At 56.9% G+C, this 25,290-nt stretch carries 20 protein-coding genes; 9 read left to right on the forward strand and 11 right to left on the reverse strand.

The window, feature by feature from the left end:
* Position 1: 1 nt before the first annotated feature.
* Complete coding sequence (locus ADIMK_RS19250; RefSeq protein WP_051693133.1) at positions 2-2,251, reverse strand: GspE/PulE family protein; 2,250 nt, start codon at positions 2,249-2,251, stop codon at positions 2-4.
* A 145-nt stretch (positions 2,252-2,396) separates the two neighbouring features.
* On the opposite strand from ADIMK_RS19250, the gene ADIMK_RS19255 reads away from it, so the two are divergent.
* Complete coding sequence (locus tag ADIMK_RS19255) at positions 2,397-3,095, forward strand: 3',5'-cyclic-nucleotide phosphodiesterase (RefSeq protein WP_231517096.1); 699 nt, start codon at positions 2,397-2,399, stop codon at positions 3,093-3,095.
* On the opposite strand, the gene ADIMK_RS21525 is transcribed toward ADIMK_RS19255, so the two are convergent.
* The 3 genes from ADIMK_RS21525 to ADIMK_RS19270 all read right to left on the reverse strand — a co-directional run bounded on the left by ADIMK_RS21525 (position 3,076) and on the right by ADIMK_RS19270 (position 7,094).
* Complete coding sequence (locus ADIMK_RS21525) at positions 3,076-4,692, reverse strand: FecR family protein (protein WP_051693134.1); 1,617 nt, start codon at positions 4,690-4,692, stop codon at positions 3,076-3,078. The genes ADIMK_RS19255 and ADIMK_RS21525 overlap by 20 nt on opposite strands.
* 10 nt (positions 4,693-4,702) lie before the next feature.
* Entirely contained in the window at positions 4,703-6,046 is a 1,344-nt protein-coding gene (locus ADIMK_RS19265) for a porin family protein (RefSeq protein WP_197027587.1), read from the reverse strand.
* Positions 6,047-6,197: 151 nt separating this feature from the next.
* Positions 6,198-7,094, reverse strand: coding sequence for a DMT family transporter (locus tag ADIMK_RS19270; protein WP_036191470.1), 897 nt, complete (start codon positions 7,092-7,094; stop codon positions 6,198-6,200).
* A gap of 289 nt (positions 7,095-7,383) precedes the next feature.
* Here ADIMK_RS19270 and gap point away from each other — a divergent pair, with 289 nt between their 5' ends.
* On the forward strand, positions 7,384-8,391 hold the full coding sequence (gene gap, locus ADIMK_RS19275) for a type I glyceraldehyde-3-phosphate dehydrogenase (RefSeq protein WP_036191473.1): 1,008 nt from the start codon (positions 7,384-7,386) through the stop codon (positions 8,389-8,391).
* A gap of 61 nt (positions 8,392-8,452) precedes the next feature.
* On the opposite strand, the gene ADIMK_RS19280 is transcribed toward gap, so the two are convergent.
* Positions 8,453-9,142, reverse strand: a complete 690-nt coding sequence (locus ADIMK_RS19280; RefSeq protein WP_036191476.1) for a pirin family protein — start codon at positions 9,140-9,142, stop codon at positions 8,453-8,455.
* Positions 9,143-9,180: 38 nt separating this feature from the next.
* Positions 9,181-9,627: a DoxX family protein gene (locus tag ADIMK_RS19285; protein WP_036191479.1), complete on the reverse strand. Its 447-nt coding sequence runs from the start codon at positions 9,625-9,627 to the stop codon at positions 9,181-9,183.
* 113 nt (positions 9,628-9,740) lie between these two features.
* Here ADIMK_RS19285 and ADIMK_RS19290 point away from each other — a divergent pair, with 113 nt between their 5' ends.
* Positions 9,741-10,667, forward strand: a complete 927-nt coding sequence (locus tag ADIMK_RS19290; protein ID WP_036191482.1) for a LysR substrate-binding domain-containing protein — start codon at positions 9,741-9,743, stop codon at positions 10,665-10,667.
* On the opposite strand, the gene ADIMK_RS19295 is transcribed toward ADIMK_RS19290, so the two are convergent.
* Positions 10,664-11,584, reverse strand: coding sequence for a LysR family transcriptional regulator (locus tag ADIMK_RS19295; protein WP_036191485.1), 921 nt, complete (start codon positions 11,582-11,584; stop codon positions 10,664-10,666). The two genes, ADIMK_RS19290 and ADIMK_RS19295, sit on opposite strands and share 4 nt — an antisense overlap.
* Before the next feature lie 164 nt (positions 11,585-11,748).
* Between ADIMK_RS19295 and ADIMK_RS19300 the strand changes: the two genes are divergently transcribed.
* Positions 11,749-11,967 carry a DUF1127 domain-containing protein gene (locus tag ADIMK_RS19300; RefSeq protein ID WP_036191488.1) on the forward strand — a complete coding sequence of 73 codons (219 nt, stop codon included), beginning with the start codon at positions 11,749-11,751 and terminating at the stop codon, positions 11,965-11,967.
* 127 nt (positions 11,968-12,094) lie between these two features.
* On the opposite strand, the gene ADIMK_RS19305 is transcribed toward ADIMK_RS19300, so the two are convergent.
* The 3 genes from ADIMK_RS19305 to ADIMK_RS19315 all read right to left on the reverse strand — a co-directional run bounded on the left by ADIMK_RS19305 (position 12,095) and on the right by ADIMK_RS19315 (position 15,820).
* Positions 12,095-12,811 (reverse strand): DUF5020 family protein, encoded by a 717-nt coding sequence (locus tag ADIMK_RS19305; protein ID WP_036191491.1) that lies wholly within the window; start codon positions 12,809-12,811, stop codon positions 12,095-12,097.
* Positions 12,812-12,990: 179 nt separating this feature from the next.
* Positions 12,991-14,337: an 8-oxoguanine deaminase gene (locus tag ADIMK_RS19310; RefSeq protein ID WP_036191494.1), complete on the reverse strand. Its 1,347-nt coding sequence runs from the start codon at positions 14,335-14,337 to the stop codon at positions 12,991-12,993.
* Positions 14,338-14,368: 31 nt separating this feature from the next.
* Positions 14,369-15,820: a nucleobase:cation symporter-2 family protein gene (locus ADIMK_RS19315; RefSeq protein ID WP_081849876.1), complete on the reverse strand. Its 1,452-nt coding sequence runs from the start codon at positions 15,818-15,820 to the stop codon at positions 14,369-14,371.
* Between the two features lie 624 nt (positions 15,821-16,444).
* Between ADIMK_RS19315 and xdhA the strand changes: the two genes are divergently transcribed.
* The 4 genes from xdhA to guaD all read left to right on the forward strand — a co-directional run bounded on the left by xdhA (position 16,445) and on the right by guaD (position 22,517).
* Positions 16,445-17,884 (forward strand): xanthine dehydrogenase small subunit, encoded by a 1,440-nt coding sequence (xdhA, locus tag ADIMK_RS19320; protein WP_036191496.1) that lies wholly within the window; start codon positions 16,445-16,447, stop codon positions 17,882-17,884.
* Positions 17,877-20,270, forward strand: coding sequence for a xanthine dehydrogenase molybdopterin binding subunit (gene xdhB / locus ADIMK_RS19325; protein ID WP_036191499.1), 2,394 nt, complete (start codon positions 17,877-17,879; stop codon positions 20,268-20,270). The genes xdhA and xdhB overlap by 8 nt, the downstream gene beginning before the upstream one ends.
* 51 nt (positions 20,271-20,321) lie before the next feature.
* The gene (xdhC, locus tag ADIMK_RS19330) at positions 20,322-21,149 is read left to right on the forward strand and encodes a xanthine dehydrogenase accessory protein XdhC (protein WP_036191502.1); all 828 of its coding nucleotides are present in this window, start codon (positions 20,322-20,324) and stop codon (positions 21,147-21,149) included.
* 63 nt (positions 21,150-21,212) lie between these two features.
* A complete protein-coding gene (gene guaD, locus ADIMK_RS19335; protein WP_036191505.1) occupies positions 21,213-22,517 on the forward strand; it encodes a guanine deaminase in 1,305 nt (434 codons plus the stop codon).
* Positions 22,518-22,574: 57 nt separating this feature from the next.
* Here guaD and ADIMK_RS19340 read toward each other — a convergent pair whose 3' ends face one another.
* On the reverse strand, positions 22,575-23,276 hold the full coding sequence (locus ADIMK_RS19340) for a GntR family transcriptional regulator (RefSeq protein ID WP_231517097.1): 702 nt from the start codon (positions 23,274-23,276) through the stop codon (positions 22,575-22,577).
* A 552-nt stretch (positions 23,277-23,828) separates the two neighbouring features.
* Here ADIMK_RS19340 and ADIMK_RS19345 point away from each other — a divergent pair.
* Complete coding sequence (locus ADIMK_RS19345) at positions 23,829-25,265, forward strand: NCS2 family permease (RefSeq protein ID WP_231517101.1); 1,437 nt, start codon at positions 23,829-23,831, stop codon at positions 25,263-25,265.
* Positions 25,266-25,290 lie beyond the last annotated feature (25 nt).

The raw sequence follows: 25,290 nt of genomic DNA on the forward strand, positions 1-25,290 counted from the left end.
CTCAGACCGTTACCCGATGCAGCTGTTCCAGATCGATCTGCCCTGCCACTACTTTGCGTATGCCATCCTGTAACAACGAGCGCATACCTGCAGAGTCCGCAGCAGCCTTGATCTCGGCAACATTCGCTTGGCGATAGATCAGTTCCCGCAACACCGCATCGGAAACCAGCAACTCATGAATGCCGGTACGTCCTCGGTAGCCACTATCGTTGCACTCTGCACACCCGACCGGCTTATAGAGTTTGAAGTCGGTTTCAATATTAAGCTCCGGCCAATAGTCATCGCCGTACTGCCGCTTGAGATACGCCACCTGTTCTTCACTTGGGGTATAAGGCGCCTTGCAGTGAGAACACAGTGTGCGCACCAAGCGCTGCGCGAGCACCCCAAGCAGGGCATCAGCAAAGGATACCGGGTCAATTCCCAAGTCAAGCAAGCGTGTAATGGTTTCAGGCGCCGAGTTGGTATGCAGCGTCGAGAACACCATATGGCCGGTCAGTGAGGCTTCGACACCTGCGTGGGCGGTCTCCCTATCGCGCATCTCTCCAATCAGGATCACATCGGGATCTGCACGCAGGAAAGCGCGCAGAGCGGTCGCAAAATCGAATCCGATTCGCGGCTGAATTTGCACCTGTTGCAAACCGGGCTGGGTGATCTCTACCGGATCCTCTGCTGTCCATATCTTGCGATCAGGTGTGTTCAGACACGCCAGCACCGCATGTAGTGTTGTGGTTTTACCTGACCCTGTCGGCCCAACCACCAGGAGTATTCCATGCGGATGCCGCAACAGTTGCTCAATACCCTTCTTGTTACCCGGTGAAAGATTCAGTTTATCGAACGGAATCGGCTCGCCGCTTTGTAACAAACGAAGCACAACCCCCTCTCCATGCACGGTCGGGATGGTCGCAACACGAACATCCTGCACAAGGCCCTTCAATCGAATACTGAACTTGCCATCCTGAGGCAGACGGCGCTCGGCGATATCAAGCCGCGAAATGATTTTGATCCGCGAGACTGTCGCGCGCACATGCGTCGCCGGAATCTGAATAATTTCCTGACATACGCCATCAATTCTCATGCGCACACTAGCCGGATTTCGACCTCCACCCGGCTCAATATGGATATCAGAGGCCCTTAACCGGCGTCCATCGAGCAATATGCGGTTAACCAGCCTGACAACGGTCGAGTCCTGCTCAGAGACTTCGTCACTGTCTGAAATGACATTCTCTTCGACAGTCTCTTCTTCAAGCTCACCCAGTATGGTCGAGAGGTTCCCCGACTCGGCGCCTGTTTCGATCTCCAATCCCAAATACTGGTGAATGTCGTCAATCAGCCCGCAACACAGCTGAGTGTCGCGATTGCCGAGGAAATTCTCCACGACCATGACACGGCTGGTATCGCTGGGATCGTCGATCAGAATCACCACGCGGTCATCCCGTGCGCCAGCAAGCAGCACAAGGTTATTGTTTTTCAGATACGCCTGATTGATCTTTTCACACACAGGGTGCAGCTGATACCGCTCTGGCTCATACGCGATAAATGGCACCTGATAGAATTGCTCGAGCGATCGCCCAAGCGCCTCACGATTCAACTCTGGCATCGCCAGAAGCAGGCGGCTTAACGGAACACGCTCACTACTCTTTTCCGCCAACTTGCCCAAGCTCGCCTGATCTATCAGGCGTTCACGTATCAGCCCTTCCCATGGTGAATCGGTGCAGCCAAAGTCATACCGAAACTTCTGCCCGATTAAATCAGCCAGTTGTGCGGCACGCTGCTCATCCTGAGTCGAAAAGTCCTCGGGGTTGGCGCTGTTGATCAACTGCAGTACGCCCAGCAGCACCTTGCCATGCATGATCGGAACGATCAGCATCGCACGGCTGCGGAAACGGGTCGTACTCTCAAACCGGGCATCGAACTTCAGTTGAGGATGAATCGTCGCCAGCTCTTCGGGATCCCTGACGTTTTTGATTCGTACAGGATGCTGGGCGAATGCAACAAAGCCAGCCAAAGAGGCGGTTGAGATCGGAACCCTGATCTCCTTTATGTCATTTCCACTTTGAAAACGGGAGATGATGTCGCCACTGGACCTGTCCCGTTGATAGACGGTTACCCGCTCGGCTCCGAGCATCTCCAGTATCGCCGGTTCAACGTTCGGAAGTGCCGCGTCAAAGTCTGGCGCCTGATGGATCCGACTGATAATGTCGGTCAATCGTGCGTAAAATTGGTTGGATTCCTGATCGGTTTTTGTTGTCATAATTTTCTATGCCCTGTCTAACAGGGTTCCCCTCGGACCTAACTACGTTGCGATGGTACCGCAACTTTGCGAGGACGGATTGAAGATCGACATTCTCGGCTGCAGTGGAGGCATAGGGCCCGGACTTCATACAACAGCCTTTCGGGTGGATAAACATCTACTGGTCGATGCCGGCAGCGGCGTTGGCACGCTGACGCTTGAACAGATGCTGGACATACGCAGTGTGATCATTACGCACGCCCACATCGATCATATTCTCGGACTGCCGCTGATGCTCGCGACTATCTACGATCAGCACACGCATCCAGTACATGTTTACGCCAGTTCTTCGGTCATTTCAGCCCTTAAAGACCATATCTTCAACTGGACGATCTGGCCGGACTTTACCCAATTGCCAGCTGAAAGGCCGATCCTGCAACTGCATACTGTCGATCCTGACAGCGAGCTGGAAATTGAAAACTATCGGATTACCACCTTACCTGCCGACCATCCCTCGCCGGCGGTTGGCTATCTGGTTAACGATGGACAGTCCAGCTTCGCATTCACAGGCGACTCCGGGTACCACCCCCCCTTCTGGCACCAGGTGAACCGGCATCAACCAGAACTGATCATCGTTGACATATCCTTTACCGACGACGCCCGGGAGTTGGCCAACGACAGCGGCCATATGACTTCAAGCCAGCTACAGCAGGCGCTCGCACTTCTCGACTACACCCCTGACGTACGCATTACTCATCTAAAAGCAGGATTCGAACAGGCTATCAGCGCAGAGTGCAGCAGCACCGACCCAATTCACGTGGCCCCGCTGCACCATGGTGAAATCCTTAACCTCCCGAAGGGGTAAACAGGGCCGTACCGCTGACGGTCACGTCAGAACTGCCATTATTTCCTGATGCACTGAACGAGGAGATGATGGCATCGGCATTTGAGCCAACGAACGTCATATTCATCTCGCCGGTCATGCTCGGATAGCTCGAACACGGCCCACCGCCTGCGCAAGAACCCGATATCAACAGAGCGTCTCCGCCAACGACGGAGGTCAAGGATTGAGCGGCGTCCAGGCTCAGATTAATCGATCGGAAATCGGCGAATCCGGACATGCTCAGCACTGCTCCAGTGACCGAATCGTTCGAGAAATCAATAGAAATACTGCCGCTGGTGTAGGCAGCGGTGAGCCCATTCTCGGTAACCGGCGCAGTGCCGCCAACATAGTAGTAGGTGAGCAGCCCGGTTTGAGCCGCCACAACTGACAGCGGTGTGATCTTGTCGCTGTATATGTAATCGAAATTGGATGAGCTAACTGCCACCCCGTTTTCGGAAAGCGACAAGCCACCGCTCCACCGCCCCCAGTTTACGCCGATTGCATCGCCGCCTATGCCGGTCAATACGGCAGTGCCGCTATCGAAGGTACACGGCTGGCAGTCCCCGGCCGCGTCACCAAGATAGTAAATTTTCGTCGGGACATTGCCGACCGCTCCTATCGTGGACAACTGGATTTGATTGGCTCCATCGGCTTTAACATACCCGGATGAGGGCTTGTATCCCCCCGAGCTGTTCTGCTCGGTCATCGACACCAGCACAACCGAACCTGATGGCGCATTGCCGACAAAACCCGCAGCATTGTTGGTCAGACTGCCTGCGGCGGTGCTGTCGATCACCTGGGTATCGAGGGCGTTCGAGAGCTGAGGATCAAGCACGTCATCACTGCCGGTGACTGATCCGTCTCCTGGCTCTGAGCCTTTGCTGCCCGCGTCCGACGAGGATGTGTCCTCACCGCCCTCGGATGAAGGAGACGGAGTACCACCAGCAGGGTCATCAGTATCCTCAACAAATCCTGCCGGAGGTTCATCGGAAAGTACTATCGACGAGCCACCGGTCTGTGACAGAGAGAAATACTGCCCCTTGGGTATATCCTTGGCGTCCGACTGGCCTGATACATGTATGCGACCATCAAGCACTCGACCCACCAGACCCGGAGGCGCGTTGCGCTGACCGGCGCAAGAGACATCGCAGAGCTGAAGTTCGTAGTGTGTGCCGCGGATACCAATAGTTGCGACAACCGTGCGCACGCTGTAATCGTCCTTGTCGTGTTTACCCACTTGTCCGGTAACCGTTCTCATGCCGCCTTTTAGCAGCTCGAACACGGCGTTGTCCTTTTCGCGGTCGTCCTTGTCAAAGCTGTACTCGGCAATGCGAAACTCACTTGCAGGCTTAACCGAGACAAGGCCGCCATCGGTAAACCGTACCTGCAGGCGCCCACCCTCACCGGTCCTCAAAAGATCGCCATCATACAGGGGCGACTTTCGCTGCAACGCCCGTGCCTCTCCTTGCGCATCAACCGCTTCAACCTGACCAATTGCCAGCAGGACAAGCCCCACCTGCTCAGCCGCCCATACGGGGAACGGGAGGATCAATAACACTGCAACCAGTAATGCTCTCATCGCTCAGGCCTTAGAATTGATAGTGCACACCCAACGCAACCTGCTGACGTTGATAGTCAAGCAAGGCGGTATTGGAATCATTGTCGCGCAGCGAAAGCTCGGTAAATGCCTTGATTCGGGGCGATAGCTGCCACTGTAGATCCGCCAGAAACGCAGTATTACGATCGTTCCGGTCAGCGGACGTCAGTGGTGTCAGAAGGTAGTACGGCCCGTCATATCGACTATTTTGGAATATCAGCGCGGTGTTGAGCGTCAGCTCCGTCGACAACATCCAACTGGCGCCCAGGTGACCTCCGGTAATATCCCGCTCGGCGCTACCGGCGGTAAAAAGGTTGTCATCCCTTGGCGTCTCACGTCCGGTGTATAACGACGCCTGTAACAGCGGATCGCCAATAAAATCAGCCCGCCAACGCGCCGACACTCCCGCCAGAGTCATATCGGCGTCGCGAGTACCAGCGCCGTATTCCAGCCTGTTCCAGCTACCAAATACGCCCATTGCCAGATCGCGCCCCAGCGCTTTTTGGTACTCAACCGAGACTCCGTACAGATTTCGATACGTGTGGTGATCGAGTATGTAGCGCTGACCACTCACCCGGGTGCGGACGAATTGCCCATCCCCCTGCCAGATAACGCCTGTTCCTACATCCAGACTGAGGTTATCAAGGCTGTTCAAATCCTCATACCAACGGCCATCAGCGCTGACATCCGCCAACCAGCTCCAGTTGTCATTAATCGGATTCTGATGCATGAGCGAACCTGTCAAACGGCTGAACCTGTCACCCTGACTCGACACACCCGAGGCTTCATACAGATTGCCGAATGCGTCGTATAAGGCCAGCGATGACGCATCACCCGGCCCCGAATTCACGTTGTCGTCATAGCCGACCCTGAATGACACAGAGCGTCGGGTAACTGCTACCGGACCACGCTTTGCTTCCTCGATACGGGACAGAAAAACATCGACACGCGCCTTAACATCACCGGGAGGATTCAGCGCCAGAACATCGTTGAACAGCCTCTCAGATCGGTCGAATTCGCCGATCAGGTAATAGGCTCTGGCAAGCTCCAACCGAGCGGCCTGATAGCCCGGTTGCGCCATCAATACGCGTTCAAAGGCGAAAATGCCTTCATTGGGATGACCGCTATCGACTGCCGCGATTCCGTACTGCATGTCGAACTCGGGCAAACCCTCCATCTGCGGTCGCTGCTCCAATGCCAACTGATAGGCCTTGGCGAACTCCCCATCTTTATTTAACTCAGTTAACCGATCCAGATCGCTGGAAGCCTGAACGCTCGCCACACCGCCAGTAAGCGCGAAAGAAAGTATCAGGCTCTTGAAAAGATTGGATTGCACAGTGCCCCCGATAGGCGATCCACGGAGCATGCTTTCATGCCCCGCCTCTAATGGCATACGAATTAACCTTTTTTATACCGAATTGTCGCTCGATAGCAACCAAACTTATGCCATGAAACGCCTTATGCGGCCAAGAATCGGGGCGGTTATCCTACCGGATACCGCCGCGCCCAACGTTGCGTACCCAATAGCGAACAGCTGGCCAGCGGTTGACCAGCATGGCAAGAAAGATCATGGAGCAGCCGGCAATCTGCATCGGGCTCATCTGCTCGCCGAGCCACCAGGCCGCCATTAATGCCGCCCAAACGGGCTCAAGGGTCATGATAATCGCGGCATGACTGGCAGGCGCCAGCCCCTGTGCACGGGTTTGAATGGAAAAGCGAAGACTGGTGGCGATCAATGTACTGGCCAGAAACCAGCCCCAGATCGCCATCGGCTGGTCGAAGTTCCAGGTTTCAGTGAAGATCGATACCACGAACGTGATGATACCGGCCAATACCAGCTGAATAGCGGTTAGCGGGACGGTCGGGATACGTGCCGATGCCCGGCTGTTGAGGATAAACGTCAGCGAGAAAAACAGTGCCGCAGTAAGGAAACTCATCTCACCCAAGCCAATCGAAAACTCAGTATCGAGCGACAGGCAGGCTAATCCAGAGGCAACGAAAGGCAGCGAATAGAATACGTAACGCCCGGGGCGCTCACCAAAAAACAGGCCCATCAAGGGCACCATCACGACGCCCAGGCTAGTCAGGAAAGCACCGACGCCCAGATGCGTCGAAAGATGCAAACCGAGAATCCAAAACACCATCGCCACCCCGAATAACATCCCGACCTTCAGGCTTGCCCGCCACTGCTCGGCAGACAGCGCCTTGAGCGATCCGAGACGAAACGAAGCGACAAGTAAGCCTGCGCTGGAAAACCGCATGGCGATGAACAGCAACGGCGCAAGTCCAGCCAACGCCTCCTTTGAGAAAATCCAACCGGCAGCAGCCAATAGCGTTGTGAGAACAAGCAGAAGGTCTGCTTTAACATGGTTCGAGAGCGGCACCTGTTTAGACTCCTTGTAAAAAACACGCCATCGTCTTGATATGACGGAACGATTGTCCGATCGATATAAAAGTCCGGGATCCCGAAAAGCCGACGCAAAATCTACGGTGACAACCACGATAAAACTGGCGATCGGCATCAGAGACGCTTTACTGGTATAAAGAAACGAAGCGAGATGGGCCGACCGGTCTTTCTTGCTCTGTGACGCCGGTGGGGCCGATAAGAGCAAGCATAGTACCGGAAAAAATAACGGCCGTTCAGTACTTCAGCGTCACGACAGGAGTTTCGACATGGCAAAGATTCGCATTGCAATCAACGGAATGGGACGTATTGGGCGCAACATTGTCAGGGCTCTTTATGAACGAGGGTATCAGGACCGTATAGAGGTCGTCGCCATCAACGATCTTGGCGACGTCAACATCAATGCTCACCTGCTGACATTTGACTCGGTTCATGGCCGCTTTGCCACCGATGTCAGCGTCGATAACGGCAAACTCATTGTGGGCGGCCATGCTATCGAACACTTCAGCGAGACCGATCCCAGACGGCTGCCGTGGAAAGCGCTTGGCATTGATCTGGTATGCGAGTGCACCGGGCACTTCACCAGCCGAAACAAGGCGGTCATGCACCTTGAAGCCGGTGCCGGAAAAGTGCTGCTCTCCGCCCCGGGCACTGATGTCGATGCCACCGTGGTGTTCGGCATCAACAGCGAGGTGCTGAAACCCGAACACCGGATCATATCCAACGCATCCTGTACCACAAACTGCTTGGCGCCAGTGGCCAAGGCCCTGAACGACGGTGTGGGAATCGACAGAGGGCTGATGACCACCATTCACGCCTTCACTAACGATCAGCACCTCACCGATGTCTATCACAGCGATCCCTACCGGGCCCGAGCGGCAACCGAGTCGATGATCCCGACCAAAACCGGGGCCGCTGCCGCTGTCGGGCTTGTGCTACCGGAGTTGAACGGTCGACTGGATGGCATGGCCGTACGGGTTCCCACCATCAACGTATCGCTGGTCGACCTGACCTTTCAGGCGGAACGGAAAACCACTGCCGATGAGATCAATGCCATCATGATTGACGCGGCGAATGGTCCGATGAAAGGTATTCTTGAAATCAACTCACTGCCACTGGTATCAGTGGACTTCAACCACAACCCGGCCTCGTCCATCTTTGATACCAACCACACCCGCGTTAACGGTGATCTGGTCAAGGTTATGGCCTGGTACGACAACGAGTGGGGGTTCTCGAACCGCATGATCGACAACATCCTGTCGATCATGGCGCTGTAACGACAAACATCTGCCGGTGTTTCCAGACACACCGGCAGACCCTTTGTTCGAGATCAGAGGCTCAATCCGCGAGCGTGAATAACAGCGCCTCAACGTCCATTGGCACCTCAATCTCCAACAGTGACTCCCCTTTCAACTCAGCACCATCACCGGCCTGCATCTCCATGCCATTCACAGACAATGCTCCTTTGGCTATCTGCAGATAGTGGGTGCGCTCGGGGACAATCGAAAGCTCTAAGCTTTCATGGCTCAAGCGTAGCTGCCTGATCTCGGCATCCTGATGAATCTTCAGCGAGCCGTCCCGTCCATCGGGGGAGACAATCAGGGTAACCCCCTTCGAGTCTGAGAAGTCCTTTTGCGCATACCCGGGATGCAGCCCCTTGCGCTCCGGCAGAATCCACAACTGCAGGAAGCGCAGCGAATTCTGTTCATCCGGGTTGTATTCACTGTGCATGATACCCGTGCCCGCGCTCATCACCTGAACCTCTCCGGCCGAGAGATAGGCCCGGTTACCCAGGGTGTCACGATGCTCTATTCGTCCTTCAAGCACATAGCTGACGATCTCCATATCACGGTGGGGATGGGTATCAAAGCCGGCCCCGGGGGCGACGCGGTCGTCGTTAACAACCCGCAGTGTGGAGACGCCCATATAGCGGGGATCATAGTAATGGCCGAAAGAGAAACTGTGACGGCTATCGAGCCACTCGTTGCGAAACACCCCTCGCGCCTGTGATGACCTGATCGTAATCATCCTGTTTCTCCTTCTGTTTTTGCTTGGTAAGGCACCTATCAGGCGCCCTTTGCGGTCAGCTTGCGATCGATAGAGAGTGAGCCCGCCCCCTGAATGGCCAAGGCGACGGAGATTGCGAGCAACGCCAGTCCAAACTCATACCCGTTATTCGCCATGAACAGGCCATTGCCGACATGAACAGAGAGGATCGCCACCGCCATGGTGACAGCGAGAACGGCCGCAGCGGGACGCACCAGCAGACCAACAAGCAAAGCAATACCGCCAAAAAACTCTGCACTGCCCGCTGCCAGCGCCATCAGATACCCCGGCTCAAGGCCGATAGACGCCATCCACTGCCCTGTTCCCTCAAGACCGTAGCCACCAAAAGCACCGAACAGCTTCTGAGCGCCGTGGGCGGCAAAGATGATACCTGCCGGAATACGCAGTGCCAGCGCCGAGAGTCCGGAACGGGTTTCGAGCAGTTTGAATAGAGTTGCTTTGTTCATGTTGGGCCACCTTTATTTAATTCAATGTGTTTGTTCAGTAAGATCACTATAAACACTGACCTCAACAAAAAATAACGGAGATATTTGAGCTATAAGTTCAAATATTTTGACCAATGAGCTCACCTCTGACTCTGGATGCCCTGCGCATCCTCGATGCGATCGATCGGCGCAAAAGTTTTGCCGCCGCGGCCGAGGAGCTATACCGCGTCCCATCTGCCGTGTCCTATACGATCAACAAACTGGAAGACGATCTCGGTATCAAGCTGTTTGACCGCAGCAAGCGAAAGGCCGAACTGACCGCAGTCGGCCGTCTAGTGCTTGATCAGGGCAGACAGATACTGACAGCCAGTGAGGAACTCACCGTACTCGCGCGTCAAGCGGCCGGAGGCTGGGAGGCGGAACTGCGCATATGCGTGGATTCCGCCTTGGGTTTCGACGCGGTATATGACTTGATTGGCCAGTTTCAGGCCCTGCAGCCGCGAACCGAGATCAGGCTAATGGAGGAGGTTCTCACCGGCACCTGGGATGCATTGAACTCACAACGCTGCGACCTTGTCATCGGTGCCGCAGGCGAGCCACCCGGACAGGGCTTTTCAACACTGCCGCTGGGCGAGGTGGCGTTCGAGTTCGCCGTCTCCATCGACCACCCGCTCACGCAGATACCACAACCGCTATCCATGGACTCGATACGCCAGTACCCCACCGTGGTCGTTGCCGACAGTTCACGATATCTGCCAACCCGATCATCCGGTCTGCTCGATGGGCGCAGCCGGATCGTCGTCGACTCGCTTCAGCGTAAAATTGATCTGCAGGCTCGCGGGCTCGGTGTCGGCTACCTGCCACTGAACCTGATCCAGCGGGAGTTGCAGGACGGCACTCTGCAGATCATCAAACTGGTGGATACCCGTCCCGCGCAACAGTTTTGTGCCGCGTGGCACAACAGCAACCGTGGCAAGGCACTTGCTTGGTTTATCGAGCGGCTTCAACACATGACGTTCGATTCACGTCTGGGATTGATTGCCGATCGCCCCGGGGACTAAGCCGTCTCGGACGTTTCTGACTCGGTAACTACCGCCATAGACGCCCCCCAGAGCGTCTGGACACTCTCACGCAATGCGATAAGTGCCGGCTCCCGAGCGCGCTGTTTAAGCATGACCAGATTTATCGACATGCCAGGCACAGCGCCGTGCCAGCACACGCCATAGCCCTCGCTTACCGCACGCTCGGCATCATCGACCCTGACGACAGACAAACCGACCTCTGCCCGGATAAGGGTTCGTATAGCATCTTCGTTATCGCACCAGACGATCTGCCTAGGCAGCTGAGTACCCGATTCAAACAGCGCCTCGAACAGCAGATAGAAGGGACACCCCGGCGTGGTATACACCCAGGGCAACTGGGCGATCTGCTCAAGAGATGCACCGGCGATACGCTCTGCCCAGGCTTTCGGTGCGATGATCCTCATCTCCACCTCGCCCAGCGGTGTCACCTCCATATCGGCAGCACGGCAGGGCCCGAACATGAACCCTGCATCAAGCTCATCGTGACGCAGCTCATTGAGCACTCTGCCACTGCTGCTTTGAAGAAAATGGGGCACCAGCTGCGCGTGACGCGCGGCGATCAGCTGATATAACTCCCCCACCCTCAGATATTCGTAATCGGTGTGCATCCCCACACGCAACTCACCGACAAGCTCTTCGCGCAGACGCGACGCCTTGATACGCAGTTGATCGGCAGCATTCAGGGTCAGCTTCGCCTGCTCATACAACTGCCGACCGGATTGGGTCAGCAGCATGCCCCGAGGCGTGCGCGAGAACAGCTGCACACCCAACTCTTCTTCCAGCGCCTTGATCTGCGCGCTTATGGCAGGCTGGCTGGTAAAGAGCGCCTGAGACGCACGTGTAAGGTTGCCCTCGTCGGCAACCTTCACAAAGGTTTTTAAATGGTAGAGTTCCATCGCGCGCTCTCCTGCGAGTCAATCGTTATCCCTACCCGGATTAAAGCACAGCCGCCCCTATCTGACCCATCACGATTCCTGATCGCCCCCTTCCAGACAAACGATTGGATCGGTTTCGTCAGGCTCTCTAGTCTGGAATCCTGAACAGAACAGGAGTGATCGACATGAACTGCGCAACCAACACTTTCGAGCCCGCCGGCCTCCAACCGAAACGGATCGAACGCGCTCGCCCAATCAGCGGGCTCTTAAAAACGCTTCTCCTGTGGCACCAGCGCGCCCGCCAAAGACGCCGACTGTTGGCACTGCCGCCACACATGCTGAAAGATATCGGTATCAGTAAGGCAGATGCGGTACATGAAGCCAGCAAGCCTTTCTGGAAATGATGACAGCCGAGCGAGCGGCTAAGTCCGGAGCACGCGGGAAAACTCACACCGGTGGAGGCTAAAAGGGAAAGCCTGCACCGGTGCGTCATGATCAACTCGCTCCAACCTGAGCGATCCTATCAAACGATCAGAAGTGCCACTTCAGCAGCAACGAAGGGTTGCGCTCATCAACACCCTTGATACCGAACTTGTTGTTCCAGTGGGCATACTCAACGCCGACATACACCGGCGATTTGGCGCCGAACAGCTTGCCGGCATTCCACTTAAGCTGAGAGGTGAAGTTCATTTCCGCGGCATGATCGGACTCCGCAGTGGACCAATCGAGGAACCCGTCATAGAGGAACTCGGCACTGCCCAGTTCAAACGGCAGGCCCCAGGTCAGGGTCATCTGCTGATCGTCATCTACGTTCTCGTTGTTAACCTGGTAAAGGTTGACGTTGAAATAACTAAAACCCGGCACATCCAGACTAACCCCAACACCGCCGAGGTAGTTGTCAAAACCTTCACCGCTCTCCCATGTTCCCGCCAGCAGCACATCCTTCACCGGTCCGAACGACAAATCTCGCCCACTGACACGGCCCAAGCTCAGGCGCGGCGACAACTCCATGTAGTTTTCGGTGTAGCCATTGGATGATTTCAAACGATCGAGAAAGAAGAAATTATCGCCCCAGCTGTGACCGCTGGCGTGTTCAACCGTCACCACCTGGCGATCATCATCCCCCACCTCATACTCGCTGCCGTTCAGGTAGGTCAGGCTGAACGAACTCCAGAGCTGCTCGGCAGACACCGACGTGGACAGAATCGCACCCGAGACAATACAGGCCGCTGTTGTTTTGATTTTCATGGTTTACGTCATCCTTCGTTTTTATTTTGAAATGCTGATGTTTATGAACAGTTGCGGAGCGCTGGGAAGACGAAGCCCTGCCGGCCCATAAGAGGCCAGCATCGCTGAAGTTTTCCCGGGGAATTACGTCAGGCTAAAAGTGCGAGAGGCACACCTGTCGACAAGTATTTTGGCCGCTATCAAGCGGCCAGTTTGCGGGCCAGGCTGTTCTGGCGTGCGATCAGCGCGTGCAGATCAAAGCCGTTGATAGCGCCATCCGTCACCCGCCACTGCCCCGCCACCATCACTCGGTCAGCCTGATGCGCACCGCACAACACCAAAGCCGCCAGTGGATCGCCGGCACCGGCAAAGCGCAGCTCATCCAGTCGGAACAGCGCAATATCCGCCTGCATACCCACCTTGAGAGCGCCCAGGTCGTTGCGACCAAGGCAGCGCGCAGATCCTTCGGTAGCCCAAGAGAGCACTTTCTGATGGGTAATCTCCGAAGCGTTATAACGCAGGCGGCCGAGCAAAAACGCTTGCCGCACTTCCTGAATCATGTTGGAGCCATCATTGGAGGCCGAGCCGTCCACACCCAGCCCCACGGGGCTTCCGGCACGCTCAAGATCCAGCGTCGGGCAGAGCCCTGAGGCCAGCAGCATGTTGGATGAAGGACAGTGACCGATACCGGTGCCGGCAGCGCCAAGACGACGAATCTCGTCTTCATTGAAATGAATGCCGTGGGCCAGCCAGACCCGGTCGCTGAGCCAGCCGACTTTCTCGAGATAGTCGAGTGGACGCAGACCAAACATCTTTTCGCAGAATGCGGTCTCGTCATGAGTTTCGGCGAGGTGAGTGTGCAGGCGCACATCGTGCTTTTCAGCCAGCTGCGCACTGGCTTTCATCAGGCTTTCGCTGACAGAAAACGGGGAACAGGGAGCCAACGCAACGCGGCTCATCGCGCCGGGCTCAGCCTGGTGATAGCGCTGAATCAACCGCTCGCTGTCAGCCAGAATACTGTCTTCATCCTGCACCGTGCTCTGCGGCGGTAAGCCGCCGTCATCTTCACCCAGGCTCATGGAACCGCGCGTCAGGTGAACACGCATGCCCATCTTCTCAGCCTGTGCCATCTGGATATCGATGGCATTTTCCAATCCCTGAGGGAACAGGTAGTGATGATCGCTCGCAGTGGTGCATCCAGAGAGCAGGAGCTCGGCCAGTGCCACCTGGGTCGACACCTCGATCATCTCCTCCCCGAGTCTCGCCCAAACCGGATAGAGGCTTTTCAGCCAGCTGAACAGGGATTTGTTCAACGCTCCTGGAAAGGCGCGGGTCAGCGTCTGATAAAAGTGGTGGTGGCTGTTGATCAGCCCCGGAAGCAGCACATGCTCGCGGGCGTCGAAGACCTCATCGACCGGTGCGGTAGGTGTATCGCCAGCAGCCAGCACCTCGACAATGCACGGCCCTTCGATCACCACACCACCTGCACTCGCTTCATCCAGGGTCGCCAAAGGCGATTTAATCCAGACACGTCGGGAAGCGTTCACTGAGTTACTCCAATTTTTCAGTTGCGTTTGATTAGCTGTTTGTCGGGCTGGATACCGCCGCACGGGGAACTTCACGGGCACCCCCTATATCACCGCTGGTATCGGCTGCTGCTTCAACAGGTTCCTCGACTCTTTCTGGCACTCCATCAAGATGGTGCGGCAGCAGGAAGTTAAGAATAATTGCAGACAGTGCACCGATAGTCAGCGGCGAACCGATGATGTTTTTCAGATCCTGCGGCATGGCCGAGAGCACTTCCGGCACACCAGCCACACCCAGCCCCATGCCGATGGAGATTGCGCAGATCAGCATATTGCGCCGGTTCAGACCCGCCTCGGCGATGATCTTGACCCCGGCCATCGCAACGGTACCGAACATAATCAGCGTGGCACCACCCAATACGGGCTTCGGCATCTGCTGCAACACACCGCCGATGATTGGGAACAGGCCCAATATTGCCAGAATTGCAGCGATGAACAGCGCCACATGACGGCTGGCCACACCGGTCAGCTGAATCACACCATTATTCTGGCTAAAGGTGGTCATCGGAAGGCTGTTCAGAGACGATGCGATGGCAGAGTTCACGCCGTCGGCCAAAACACCTGCCTTGATCCGCTTGATGTAAACAGGACCCTCTACCGGCTGTTTCGACACCATGCTGTTGGCGGTCAGGTCACCGGTAGTTTCCAGCGCGGTAATGACATAGATGATCGCAATCGGCAGGAACGCGGCGAAGTCGAAGCTGAACCCGTATTTGAACGGCACGGGAATGGCGATCAGCGACAGTTCGCTCAAACCGCTGAAGTCCACCTTACCGATCGACCAGGAGGCGATAAACCCAAGGGTCAGGCCGATAATCACCGCACTCAGACGCAGCATGTGCACTTGGAAGCGGTTAAAAATGACGATGGTGATCAGCACCAGACCCGCAAGCGCCAGATTGACCGGCGCCCCCAGATCCGGAGCACCGAAGCCGCCGGCGATATCGGTCATCGATACTTTTATCAGCGACAAGCCGATCAGGGTAATGATGGTGCCAGTCACCACCGGTGTAATGATATGACGCAGCTTATCGATGAACCGGCTCAGGACAATCTCGACAAACGCGGCCAGGAAGCAGACCCCGAAGATGGTTGAGAGTATCTCCTCCGGCCCGCCGCCGTTGCCCTTGACGATAAAGCCAGCGGCCAGAATAGAACTGAGGAAGGCGAAGCTGGTGCCCTGTACACAAAGTAGACCGGAACCCACCGGCCCGATCCGGCGCGCCTGAATAAAGGTGCCGATACCGGAGACGATCAGCGCCATGCTCACCAGATAGGGCACTTCACTGCCTAAGCCCAAAACGCCACCCACAATCAGGGTTGGTGTGATGATACCGATAAAACTCGCCAGCACATGCTGAAGCGCAGCAAAAACCGATACCGAGAAGCGTGGTTTGTCATCCAGTCCGAAGACCAGGTCGATCGTAGAGTCGTGCTTTGCCATTGTGAAAATACCCTAGTTATTTTTTTTGGTCTTTCACCTGCCCCGTTCACGCATGAACAGAAACAAGCGAAATAGTCACAAACGTTGCAAGTAGGCTTTCAACCCGCAGGACTGAAACCTAACCGAACGATCAGGTATTGTCCACAATATGAGCATCCATTTGTATTCACTATATGAAAGGCACCCTCCGCTCTCGACCCACCTCTGAAAAAGCACTTATTTTTCAATCAATAAAAGACTCATGCTCGTGACATGGCCTGATACGTCCCCCCGAGCAAAAACCGTAAAGATTAGCATTCTGTCGGGCAGAGCCAGACAAATCAGAGTCATTACCAGACCTCAAGATGTACACAAATCACTATGAAAAAAAGTATACGAAATGTAAGCAAACGCAGTTTGACGGTAATATCCTTTATAAAACCCCAAAATACATATCTATATACCTGCGAAAACAACATTTTTCATAATTTTTGACTAGATACGCACATATAAAACTAACTCCAAGGTCAATTTTAAAGTTGACTCCAAGGTCAGCTTTTACTTTAATCAGCCCATACCCAACGAGCACGAGCCCCGCGACAAATACGGCTCCGCAATAAACATAAGTAAAGAAGGAGGCCCTCCTTGATCAGGTTCTTACTCAACAGAGAGCTGCGGGTCGAAGACCATCTGGACCCCAACATGACGGTGCTGAACTATCTGCGCACCCAGGCCCGCAAGACCGGTACCAAGGAGGGATGTGCCTCCGGTGACTGCGGCGCCTGTACCGTGGTACTGGGCGAGCTCGACGGCGAGCGCATCCGCTACCGCAGCGTCAACTCCTGCCTGACCTTCGTCTCTGCACTGAACGGCAAACAGCTGATCACCGTCGAGGACCTGAAACAGGGCGACCGTCTGCACCCCGCTCAGCAGGCGATGGTCGACTGTCACGGCAGCCAGTGTGGTTTCTGTACACCGGGCATTGTCATGTCCATGTTTGCGCTGGGTAAGAATGTCGGCAAACCGGAAAAGGAGGAGATCCACGAAGCGCTGGCCGGCAACCTGTGCCGCTGCACCGGCTACCGCCCCATCGTCGAAGCCGCGGAAAAGATGTACGACAATGTAACCCCGGACAGTTTCAATCGTGAGCATGCCGACACCCTCGCCCGCCTGCGCGAGATTCAGCCCCGGGCCCAGGTCGAACTGAGCAACGGCAAAAGAAAAGCTTACAATCCGACCACGCTGGCGGAGCTGGCCCTGCTCAAGGAGCAGCACCCCGAAGCCCGCTTGGTAGCCGGTGGCACCGACCTGGCACTGGAGGTGACCCAGCTGCGCAAGGAGATCGGCACCCTGATCTATGTCGGCGATATCGCCGAGATGAAGCAGGTCCAGGTGTTCGATGACCGCATTGAACTCGGCGCTGCCGCATCACTGACCGACTGCTACCAGGCTTTAAGCAACGACTATCCCGATTTCGGCGCCCTGCTCCACAGGTTCGCCTCCCTGCAGATCCGCAACCAGGGCACCCTGGGCGGCAATATCGGCAATGCCTCGCCGATTGGCGACTCTCCCCCAGCCCTGATCGCCCTCGGCGCGCAGTTGGTTCTGCGCCAGGGTGAACAGAGCCGCAGCCTTGATCTGCAGGATTACTTTATCGACTACAAGGTCACCGCCCAGCAGCCGGGAGAGTTCATCGAGAAGGTGATCGTGCCGCGGGCCGCCGATAACGGCGAGTTCCGCAGCTACAAGATCTCCAAGCGGATCGATGACGATATCTCCGCCGTACTCGGCTGCTTCAACCTGGTGATCCGCGATGGCCGGGTCCAGTCCGCCCGCGTCGCCTTCGGTGGTATGGCGGCGATTCCGAAGCGCGCCAGCCAGTGCGAACAGGCACTGACCGGTGCCGAATGGAACCGCGACACCATCGAAAAGGCGAAACAGGCGCTGGCGCAGGACTTCAGTCCGATCTCCGACTTCCGTGCCTCCCGCGAGTACCGCCAGTTGACGGCCGTCAACCTGCTGACCCGGTACTTTGTCGAGCTTGAATCCCCAGAAGTAGAAACACGGGTGACCGCATATGTCTAATCATCATCAGAACAAGAAAAGCTACGCCGAAATGCTGGAACTGGTTAAACAGGACCTGACCACCGGCGTCGGCCGCAGCGTCAAGCATGAGAGTGCGGCAAAGCAGGTCAGCGGCGAAGCGGTCTATGTCGACGACCGCCTCGAGTTCCCCAACCAGCTGCACGTCTATGCTCGCATGTCGGACAAGGCCCACGCCCGCATCACCAAACTGGATGTGAGCCCCTGCTACGACTTCCCCGGTGTGGCGATCGCCATCACCGCCAAGGATGTACCGGGTCAGCTGGATATCGGCGCCGTCCTGCCCGGCGATCCGCTCCTGGCCGACGGTCTGGTCGAGTACTACGGCCAGCCGGTCCTGGCGGTTGCCGCCAACGATCTGGACACCGCGCGTAAAGCGGCGATGGCCGCCATCGTCGAGTACGAGGAGCTGGAGCCGGTACTCTCGGTCGAACAGGCGCTGGAGCAGGAACACTTCGTCAGCGAGCCGCATACCCACAAACGGGGCGATTCCGCTGCGGCACTGGCCGGCGCACAGCACAGGATCACCGGTCAGGCCCATATCGGCGGTCAGGAGCACTTCTACCTGGAGACCCAGATCTCCTCGGTGGTGCCCACCGAAGATGGCGGCATGATCGTGTTCACCTCCAGCCAGAACCCCACCGAGGTGCAGAAGCTGGTAGCCGAGGTGCTCGGCGTCTCCTTCAACAAGATACAGATCGACATGCGCCGCATGGGCGGCGGTTTCGGTGGCAAAGAGACCCAGGCCGCGGGCCCGGCCTGTATCGCTGCCGTGGTCGCCCACCACACCCGTCGTCCGGCGAAGATGCGTCTGCCGCGCATGGAAGACATGATGATGACCGGCAAGCGTCACCCCTTCTTCAACCAGTACGAGGTCGGTTTCGATGACAATGGCCTCATTACCGGTTGCGAGATGAAGCTGGCCGGTAACTGCGGCTACTCGCCGGACCTGTCCAACTCCATCGTCGACCGCGCCATGTTCCACAGCGATAACGGCTACTACCTGGGTGACGCCACCATCACCGGCTACCGCTGCAAGACCAACCTGGCCTCCAACACCGCCTACCGCGGTTTCGGCGGTCCCCAGGGTCTGATCATGCCGGAGATCATTCTGGACGATATCGCCCGTCGCCTGGGCAAGGATCCGCTGGAGGTGCGCAAGCTCAACCTGTACGGCGGCGAAGGCAGGGATACCACCCACTACTACCAGAAGGTGGAGGACAACGCCCTGCCGCAGATGATCGATGACCTGGAACGGAGCAGCGACTACCAGGCTCGCCGCCAGGCGATCCGCGAGTTCAACGCCAAGAGTCCGATCCTGAAGAAGGGTCTGGCACTGACGCCGGTGAAATTCGGTATCTCGTTTACCGCCACCTTCCTGAACCAGGCCGGGGCGCTGATCCACATCTACACCGATGGCAGCATCCATCTGAACCATGGCGGTACCGAGATGGGCCAGGGGCTGAACACCAAGGTTGCCCAAGTGGTGGCCGAGGAGTTCCAGGTCGACTTCGACACCATCCAGATCACCGCCACCAATACCGACAAGGTGCCGAACACCTCGCCGACGGCGGCCTCCTCCGGTGCCGACCTGAACGGCAAGGCGGCGCAGAACGCGGCGCGCACCATCAAGCAGCGTCTGGTCGAGTTCGCCGCCCGTCACTTCAACGTGACCGAGGAGGATGTCACCTTCCGCAACAACCATGTGCTGATCCGCGATGAGGTGATGCCGTTCGCCGAGTTTATCCAGCTGGCGTATTTCAACCAGATCTCGCTGTCGAGCACCGGTTTCTACCGCACGCCGAAGATCTACTACGACCGCGACACCGCCCGTGGCCGCCCGTTCTACTACTACGCCTACGGCTGCGCCTGCAGCGAAGTGGTGGTCGACACCCTGACCGGCGAGTACAAGATCCTGCGCGCCGACATCCTGCACGACGTGGGTGCCTCGCTGAACCCGGCAATCGATATCGGCCAGGTCGAAGGGGCCTTCGTCCAGGGCGCGGGCTGGCTGACCTCGGAGGAACTGGTCTGGAACGACAAGGGCCGGCTGATGACCTCGGGCCCGGCCAGCTACAAGATCCCGGCGGTCACCGATATGCCGATCGACTTCCGCGTGCGACTGGTGGAGAACCGCAAGAACGCCGAGGACACCGTGTACCACTCCAAGGCGGTCGGCGAGCCCCCGTTCATGCTCGGTATCTCCGTGTTCTGCGCCATCAAGGACGCCATCGCCAGTGTCGCCGATTACCGGGTCAGCCCGGCCATCGATGCACCGGCCACCCCTGAGCGAGTGCTCTGGGCGATCCGCGATATGGAGCAGCACCAGCAGCAGGCCCGCACTGCAGCGGTTGCCGAGACCGTATAACCCGGCACCCACGACAATAAAAACCGCTAATACGAGCAGGGGAGCAGAACGATGAACAGCGAGTGGATCAAGGCCCTGAACCGACTTGAAGCCGACGCCACCCCGGCGGTGATGATCACCGTCGTGGATGAACGCGGCTCCACCCCGCGCAATGCCGGTGCCAAGATGGTGGTCAGCGAAGCGGAACGCTTCGACACCATCGGCGGCGGCCATCTGGAGCACAAGGCGATCAAGATCGCCCGCGCCATGCTCGTGGAGAAGCAGACCCAGCCGCGGCTGGAACGCTTCTCCCTCGGCGCCAGCCTGGGGCAGTGCTGCGGCGGGGCCACCACGCTGCTGTTCGAACCGCTCAATGCCGGTATCGTGCAGATCGCCCTGTTCGGTGCCGGCCATGTGGCCCGTGCGCTGGTGCCGATCCTGGCCACCCTGCCCTGCCGCATCCGCTGGATCGACTCCCGCGAGGATGAATTTCCCGCATCCCTCCCCGAGGGGGTGGAGAAGGTGGTCAACGAGTTCCCGGTGGACGAGATCAAGACGCAAGCGGCGGACAGCTACTTTATCGTGATGACCCATAACCACCAGCTCGATCAGGAACTGACCGAAGCGATATTGAAGCGCAACGACTTCAAATACTTCGGCCTGATCGGCTCACAGACCAAGCGCAAGAAGTTCGAGCATCGGCTGAAGGCCAAGGGCTTTGACGACGCGCAGTTAGAACGCATGACCTGTCCCATGGGCATACCGGAGGTCAAAGGCAAGCTGCCCGCCGAGATCGCCGTCTCCGTGGCTGGAGAGGTGATCGCCCAGTACAACGCCACGTTCGGGGCTGAAACGCACCCCCGTATCGAAACAAATGCAGTGGAGCGGCTCGCGGTCTGAATCGCAGCGTCCAACTGCCCCTTACCCGTACTGTTCAGCTAAGTACAAACGGAAACTACCGACATGACACACACCATCGCTTACCGGGCTGCCATTCTGGACAGCCTGGGTGACCCGGCCGAGCTCGGGCTTGAAAACAGCTACCGCTACTTTGAAGACGGCATGATGGTCGTCGAGAACGGACGCATCAGCGCTCTGGGTCACGCCCCGGAGATCATGAAGGGGCTGAAGTCGGGCACCAAGATCCACCACTATGAAGATGCCCTGATCACCCCGGGCTTTATCGACACCCATATCCACTATCCTCAGACCGGCATGATCGCCTCCTACGGCGATCAGCTGCTCGACTGGCTGGAAAACTACACCTTCCCCGCCGAGCAAAAATTCGCCGACCCGGCCCACGCCGAACAGGTCTCCGAGATCTTCCTCAACGAGCTGATGCGCAACGGCACCACCACAGCGCTGGTGTTTGGCACCGTGCATCCGCAATCGGTGGATGCTTTCTTCAGCAGCGCCGAAAAGCGCAATCTGCGTATGATCGCCGGCAAGGTGCTGATGGACCGCAACGCCCCGGCAACCCTGACCGATACCCCGGAGAGCGGCTACCGCGACAGCAAGGCGTTGATCGAGCGCTGGCACGGCAAGGGCCGCCTGCACTACGCCGTCACCCCGCGCTTCGCACCGACCAGCAGCCCGGAACAGCTGGCCACGGCCGGACAGCTGCTGCGCGAGTACGACGGCCTGTACATGCACACCCACCTGTCGGAGAACCGCAACGAGATCGAGTGGGTTAAGGCGCTGTTCCCGGAACAGAACGGCTACCTGGATGTGTACGACCACCACAACCTGCTCGGTCAGCGCTCGGTGTTCGCCCACGGTGTGCACCTGTGCGACGAGGAGTGCCATCGCCTGGCCGAGACCGACTCCGCCATCGCCTTCTGCCCCACCTCCAACCTCTTTCTGGGAAGTGGGCTGTTCAACCTGCCGCAGGCGGAACAGCACAAGATCAAGGTGGGCCTGGGTACCGATGTCGGCGCCGGCACCAGCTTCTCGATGCTGCAGACGATTAACGAAGCGTACAAGGTGATGCAGCTGCAGGGTAAGAAACTGCACCCGTTCAAGTCCTTCTATCTGGCCACCCTGGGCGGCGCCCGCGCGCTGCAGCTGGAGCAACAGGTCGGTACGCTGGAGCCCGGAAGCGAAGCGGACTTCGTCGTGTTAGATTACAACGCCACACCGTTGATGAGCTACCGCATGCAGCAGGCGAAGAGTTTGGAGGAGCGGCTGTTTGTACTGATGACCCTCGGCGATGACCGTGCGGTGAAGGCAACCTTTGCCATGGGCGAGACGGTATACAACCGGGACTAAGCTGACGTCAGAGCATAAAAAACGCCCTGATGGGCGTTTTTTGTTCAACCGGGCCGGTTAGCTCGACTTCCGGCTTAACACATTGGAAAAGATCGCCTTGAGGTCGTTCTCTTCGGTTTGATCACCAAGGTTCAGCTTGTCCTCGATGTGATCCAGATGGTGCATCATCAACGAGACCGACTTTTCCTTGTCGCGCTGTGCGAGCGCGTCGATCAGCTCGAAATGCTCATCGTAAGAGCAATGGGACTTGGTCTCCCCCTTTTCAAACTGGGCGATGATCAGTGAGCAGAGTGACACCAGGCTACGCTGGAAGCTCAGCAGCGGAGGGTTCCTGGCGATCTCGGCCAAGAGCAGATGGAACTCACCTGATAAACGAATACCCGCGCCCAGATCACCACGGGCAAAACAGGCTTGCTCGTCGCGTACCATCTGCTTGAGCTGTTCAATCTGGTTGGCATCGGCGTTTTCGCACACCAATTCAGTAACCGCTTTTTCAACCACACGGCGGGCAAAGACGATCTGCCGGGCCTCATCCAGTGTGGGACTGGCAACCACCGCCCCCCGGTTTGGCCGCAATACCACAACCTGCTCATAACCGAGCCGGGCCAGTGCGCGCCGAATGATCGTACGACTGACACCAAAAATCTCACCCAGAGACTCTTCACTTAGCTTGGTCCCCGGTGCCAGCCGCTGCTCCAGAATGGCGTCGAAGATATGCTCGTAAACAATATCGTCTTGAGTTTTCTTGTCTCCCTTCATGGGATTACTCTTCCTTATTTCCATTAACCGACTCATAAGGCTGCACTCGCTGCCATTGGATATGTGTAGTGCGTGGCGCTATACCAGCGACGATGCGGGCGCTGCCAGCATCAAGGCATGTCGTTAAATCGTACACTTTGGCTTATTTTTTGTACACATTAGCCACCCTTCCTGCCTCAATGGGCATTCATGACCTTTCACCCAAGCGCTTTAGGGTGCAAGCGGAATGGGTCCGCTTGCCCTTTCGCCCTTCAACAGCTGATTATCGATCTCATTCATCGACTTTAGGTTTCACTTTACGAAAAAACCTGACTCTAAGGTTGAATTTTATGTATACAATTTTATGATCAATAAAAGCACAATCTGATAAGGAGTGTGCCGAAGGAAGCTTTGCCGGGCGAGACCCCGCTTCACAGCATCCCGAGTTTCCAAGGAGTGAAACACAACATCCCGGCGACCAGATCGGACACCAAGAGGTTTCTAATCTGGCCGTCAGCCATAAAAATAAATAGGGCACAAAAATCCCTTTGAGGAGATGACGTTGTGGAACGCATAGAGCAACAAGAGATAGCACTGCAGACGGCTCCGCCTGACAGCCGCCAATTTCTCGACCGTTTTTTCAAGCTTCATGAACATAAAACCGATGTACGCACCGAGGTGATCGCGGGTCTGACCACGTTTATCACTATGTCTTACATCATCTTCCTGAACCCGATCATCATGTCCAAAACGGGCATGCCGTTCGATGGACTCTTCCTGGCTACCTGTATCGGTGCTGCCATCGCCACCATCTTTATGGGTGTCTACGCCAACTGGCCTATCGGTTTGGCACCGGGCATGGGCCTGAACGCTTTTTTCACCTTTACCGTTGTGATGGAGATGGACTACAGCTGGCAGATCGCCCTGGGGGCGGTGTTTCTGTCCGGTGTATTGTTCGTCGCCATGAGTGTGACCCGGCTGCGTGAATGGATGCTAAACAGCATTCCCCTGAGCCTGCGTCTGGCGATGACAGCCGGTGTCGGCCTGTTCCTCGGCTTTATTGGTCTGCGCTTCACCGGCATTATTGTGTCCAACCCGGACAACGTGGTTGCCTTGGCGGACCTGACCCACTTCGGCTTCGGCCAGTTCGGCCCGGAAGCCCCGGCATTGGGCCTGCTGAGCTTCCTGCTGATCAGCATCCTCAGCTACCGTGGGGTATTCGGCTCGGTCATTCTGGGTATCGGTATCACCACCGCCATCGCGTTCATCATGGCCGCCGTACTGCCACACGATTTCTTCAGCGTCAGTGTTGATTGGGCTCCTGAATCAGGCTTTGTCGCCTGGCCGGAGGGTGGGCTCGTCGCCGTACCGAACTTTGCCGATCTGGCCCCTGTATTCATGCAACTGGATATTGCCGGTGCGTTTGAAGTGGCACTGATACCGGTGATTATCACCTTCCTGTTCGTGAACATCTTTGACACCGCCGGCACCCTGATGGGTGTTGCCCAGCGCGCCAACCTTCAGGATGAGCACGGCAATATCGAGGGCCTTGATAAGTCCCTGAAGGCGGACTCTATCTCCTCAGTAATCGGCACCGCCTTTGGTTGCCCACCGGTTACCTCCTATGTGGAGTCGGCGGCGGGTGTATCAGCAGGGGGGCGTACCGGCCTTACCGCGGTGGTGATCGGCGTGATGTTCCTGTTTGGTCTGTTTCTGCTGCCGCTGGCACAGATGCTGCCCTCCTTCGCCGTGGATGGTGCCCTGATCTATGTCGCCATGCTGATGATGGGATCGCTTGCAAAAATCGACTGGGACGACATGACCGAGTTTACGCCGGCCATTCTGACAACAATCATGATGCCGCTGACCTTCTCTATCGCCAACGGCATCGCGATCGGCTTTGTCTCGTACACCGCGCTGAAGCTGTGCACCGGTAAAGCCGCATCGATCAGTGCAGGCGTCTGGGCACTGACGGCGATATTTATTGCCAAGTTCATCTTCCTGCCATAATGAAAAGCTGTGATCCTGGTGTGGG

This window comes from Marinobacterium lacunae (assembly GCF_000705555.1).
GTDB classification, from domain to species: Bacteria; Pseudomonadota; Gammaproteobacteria; order Pseudomonadales; family Balneatricaceae; genus Marinobacterium_D; species Marinobacterium_D lacunae.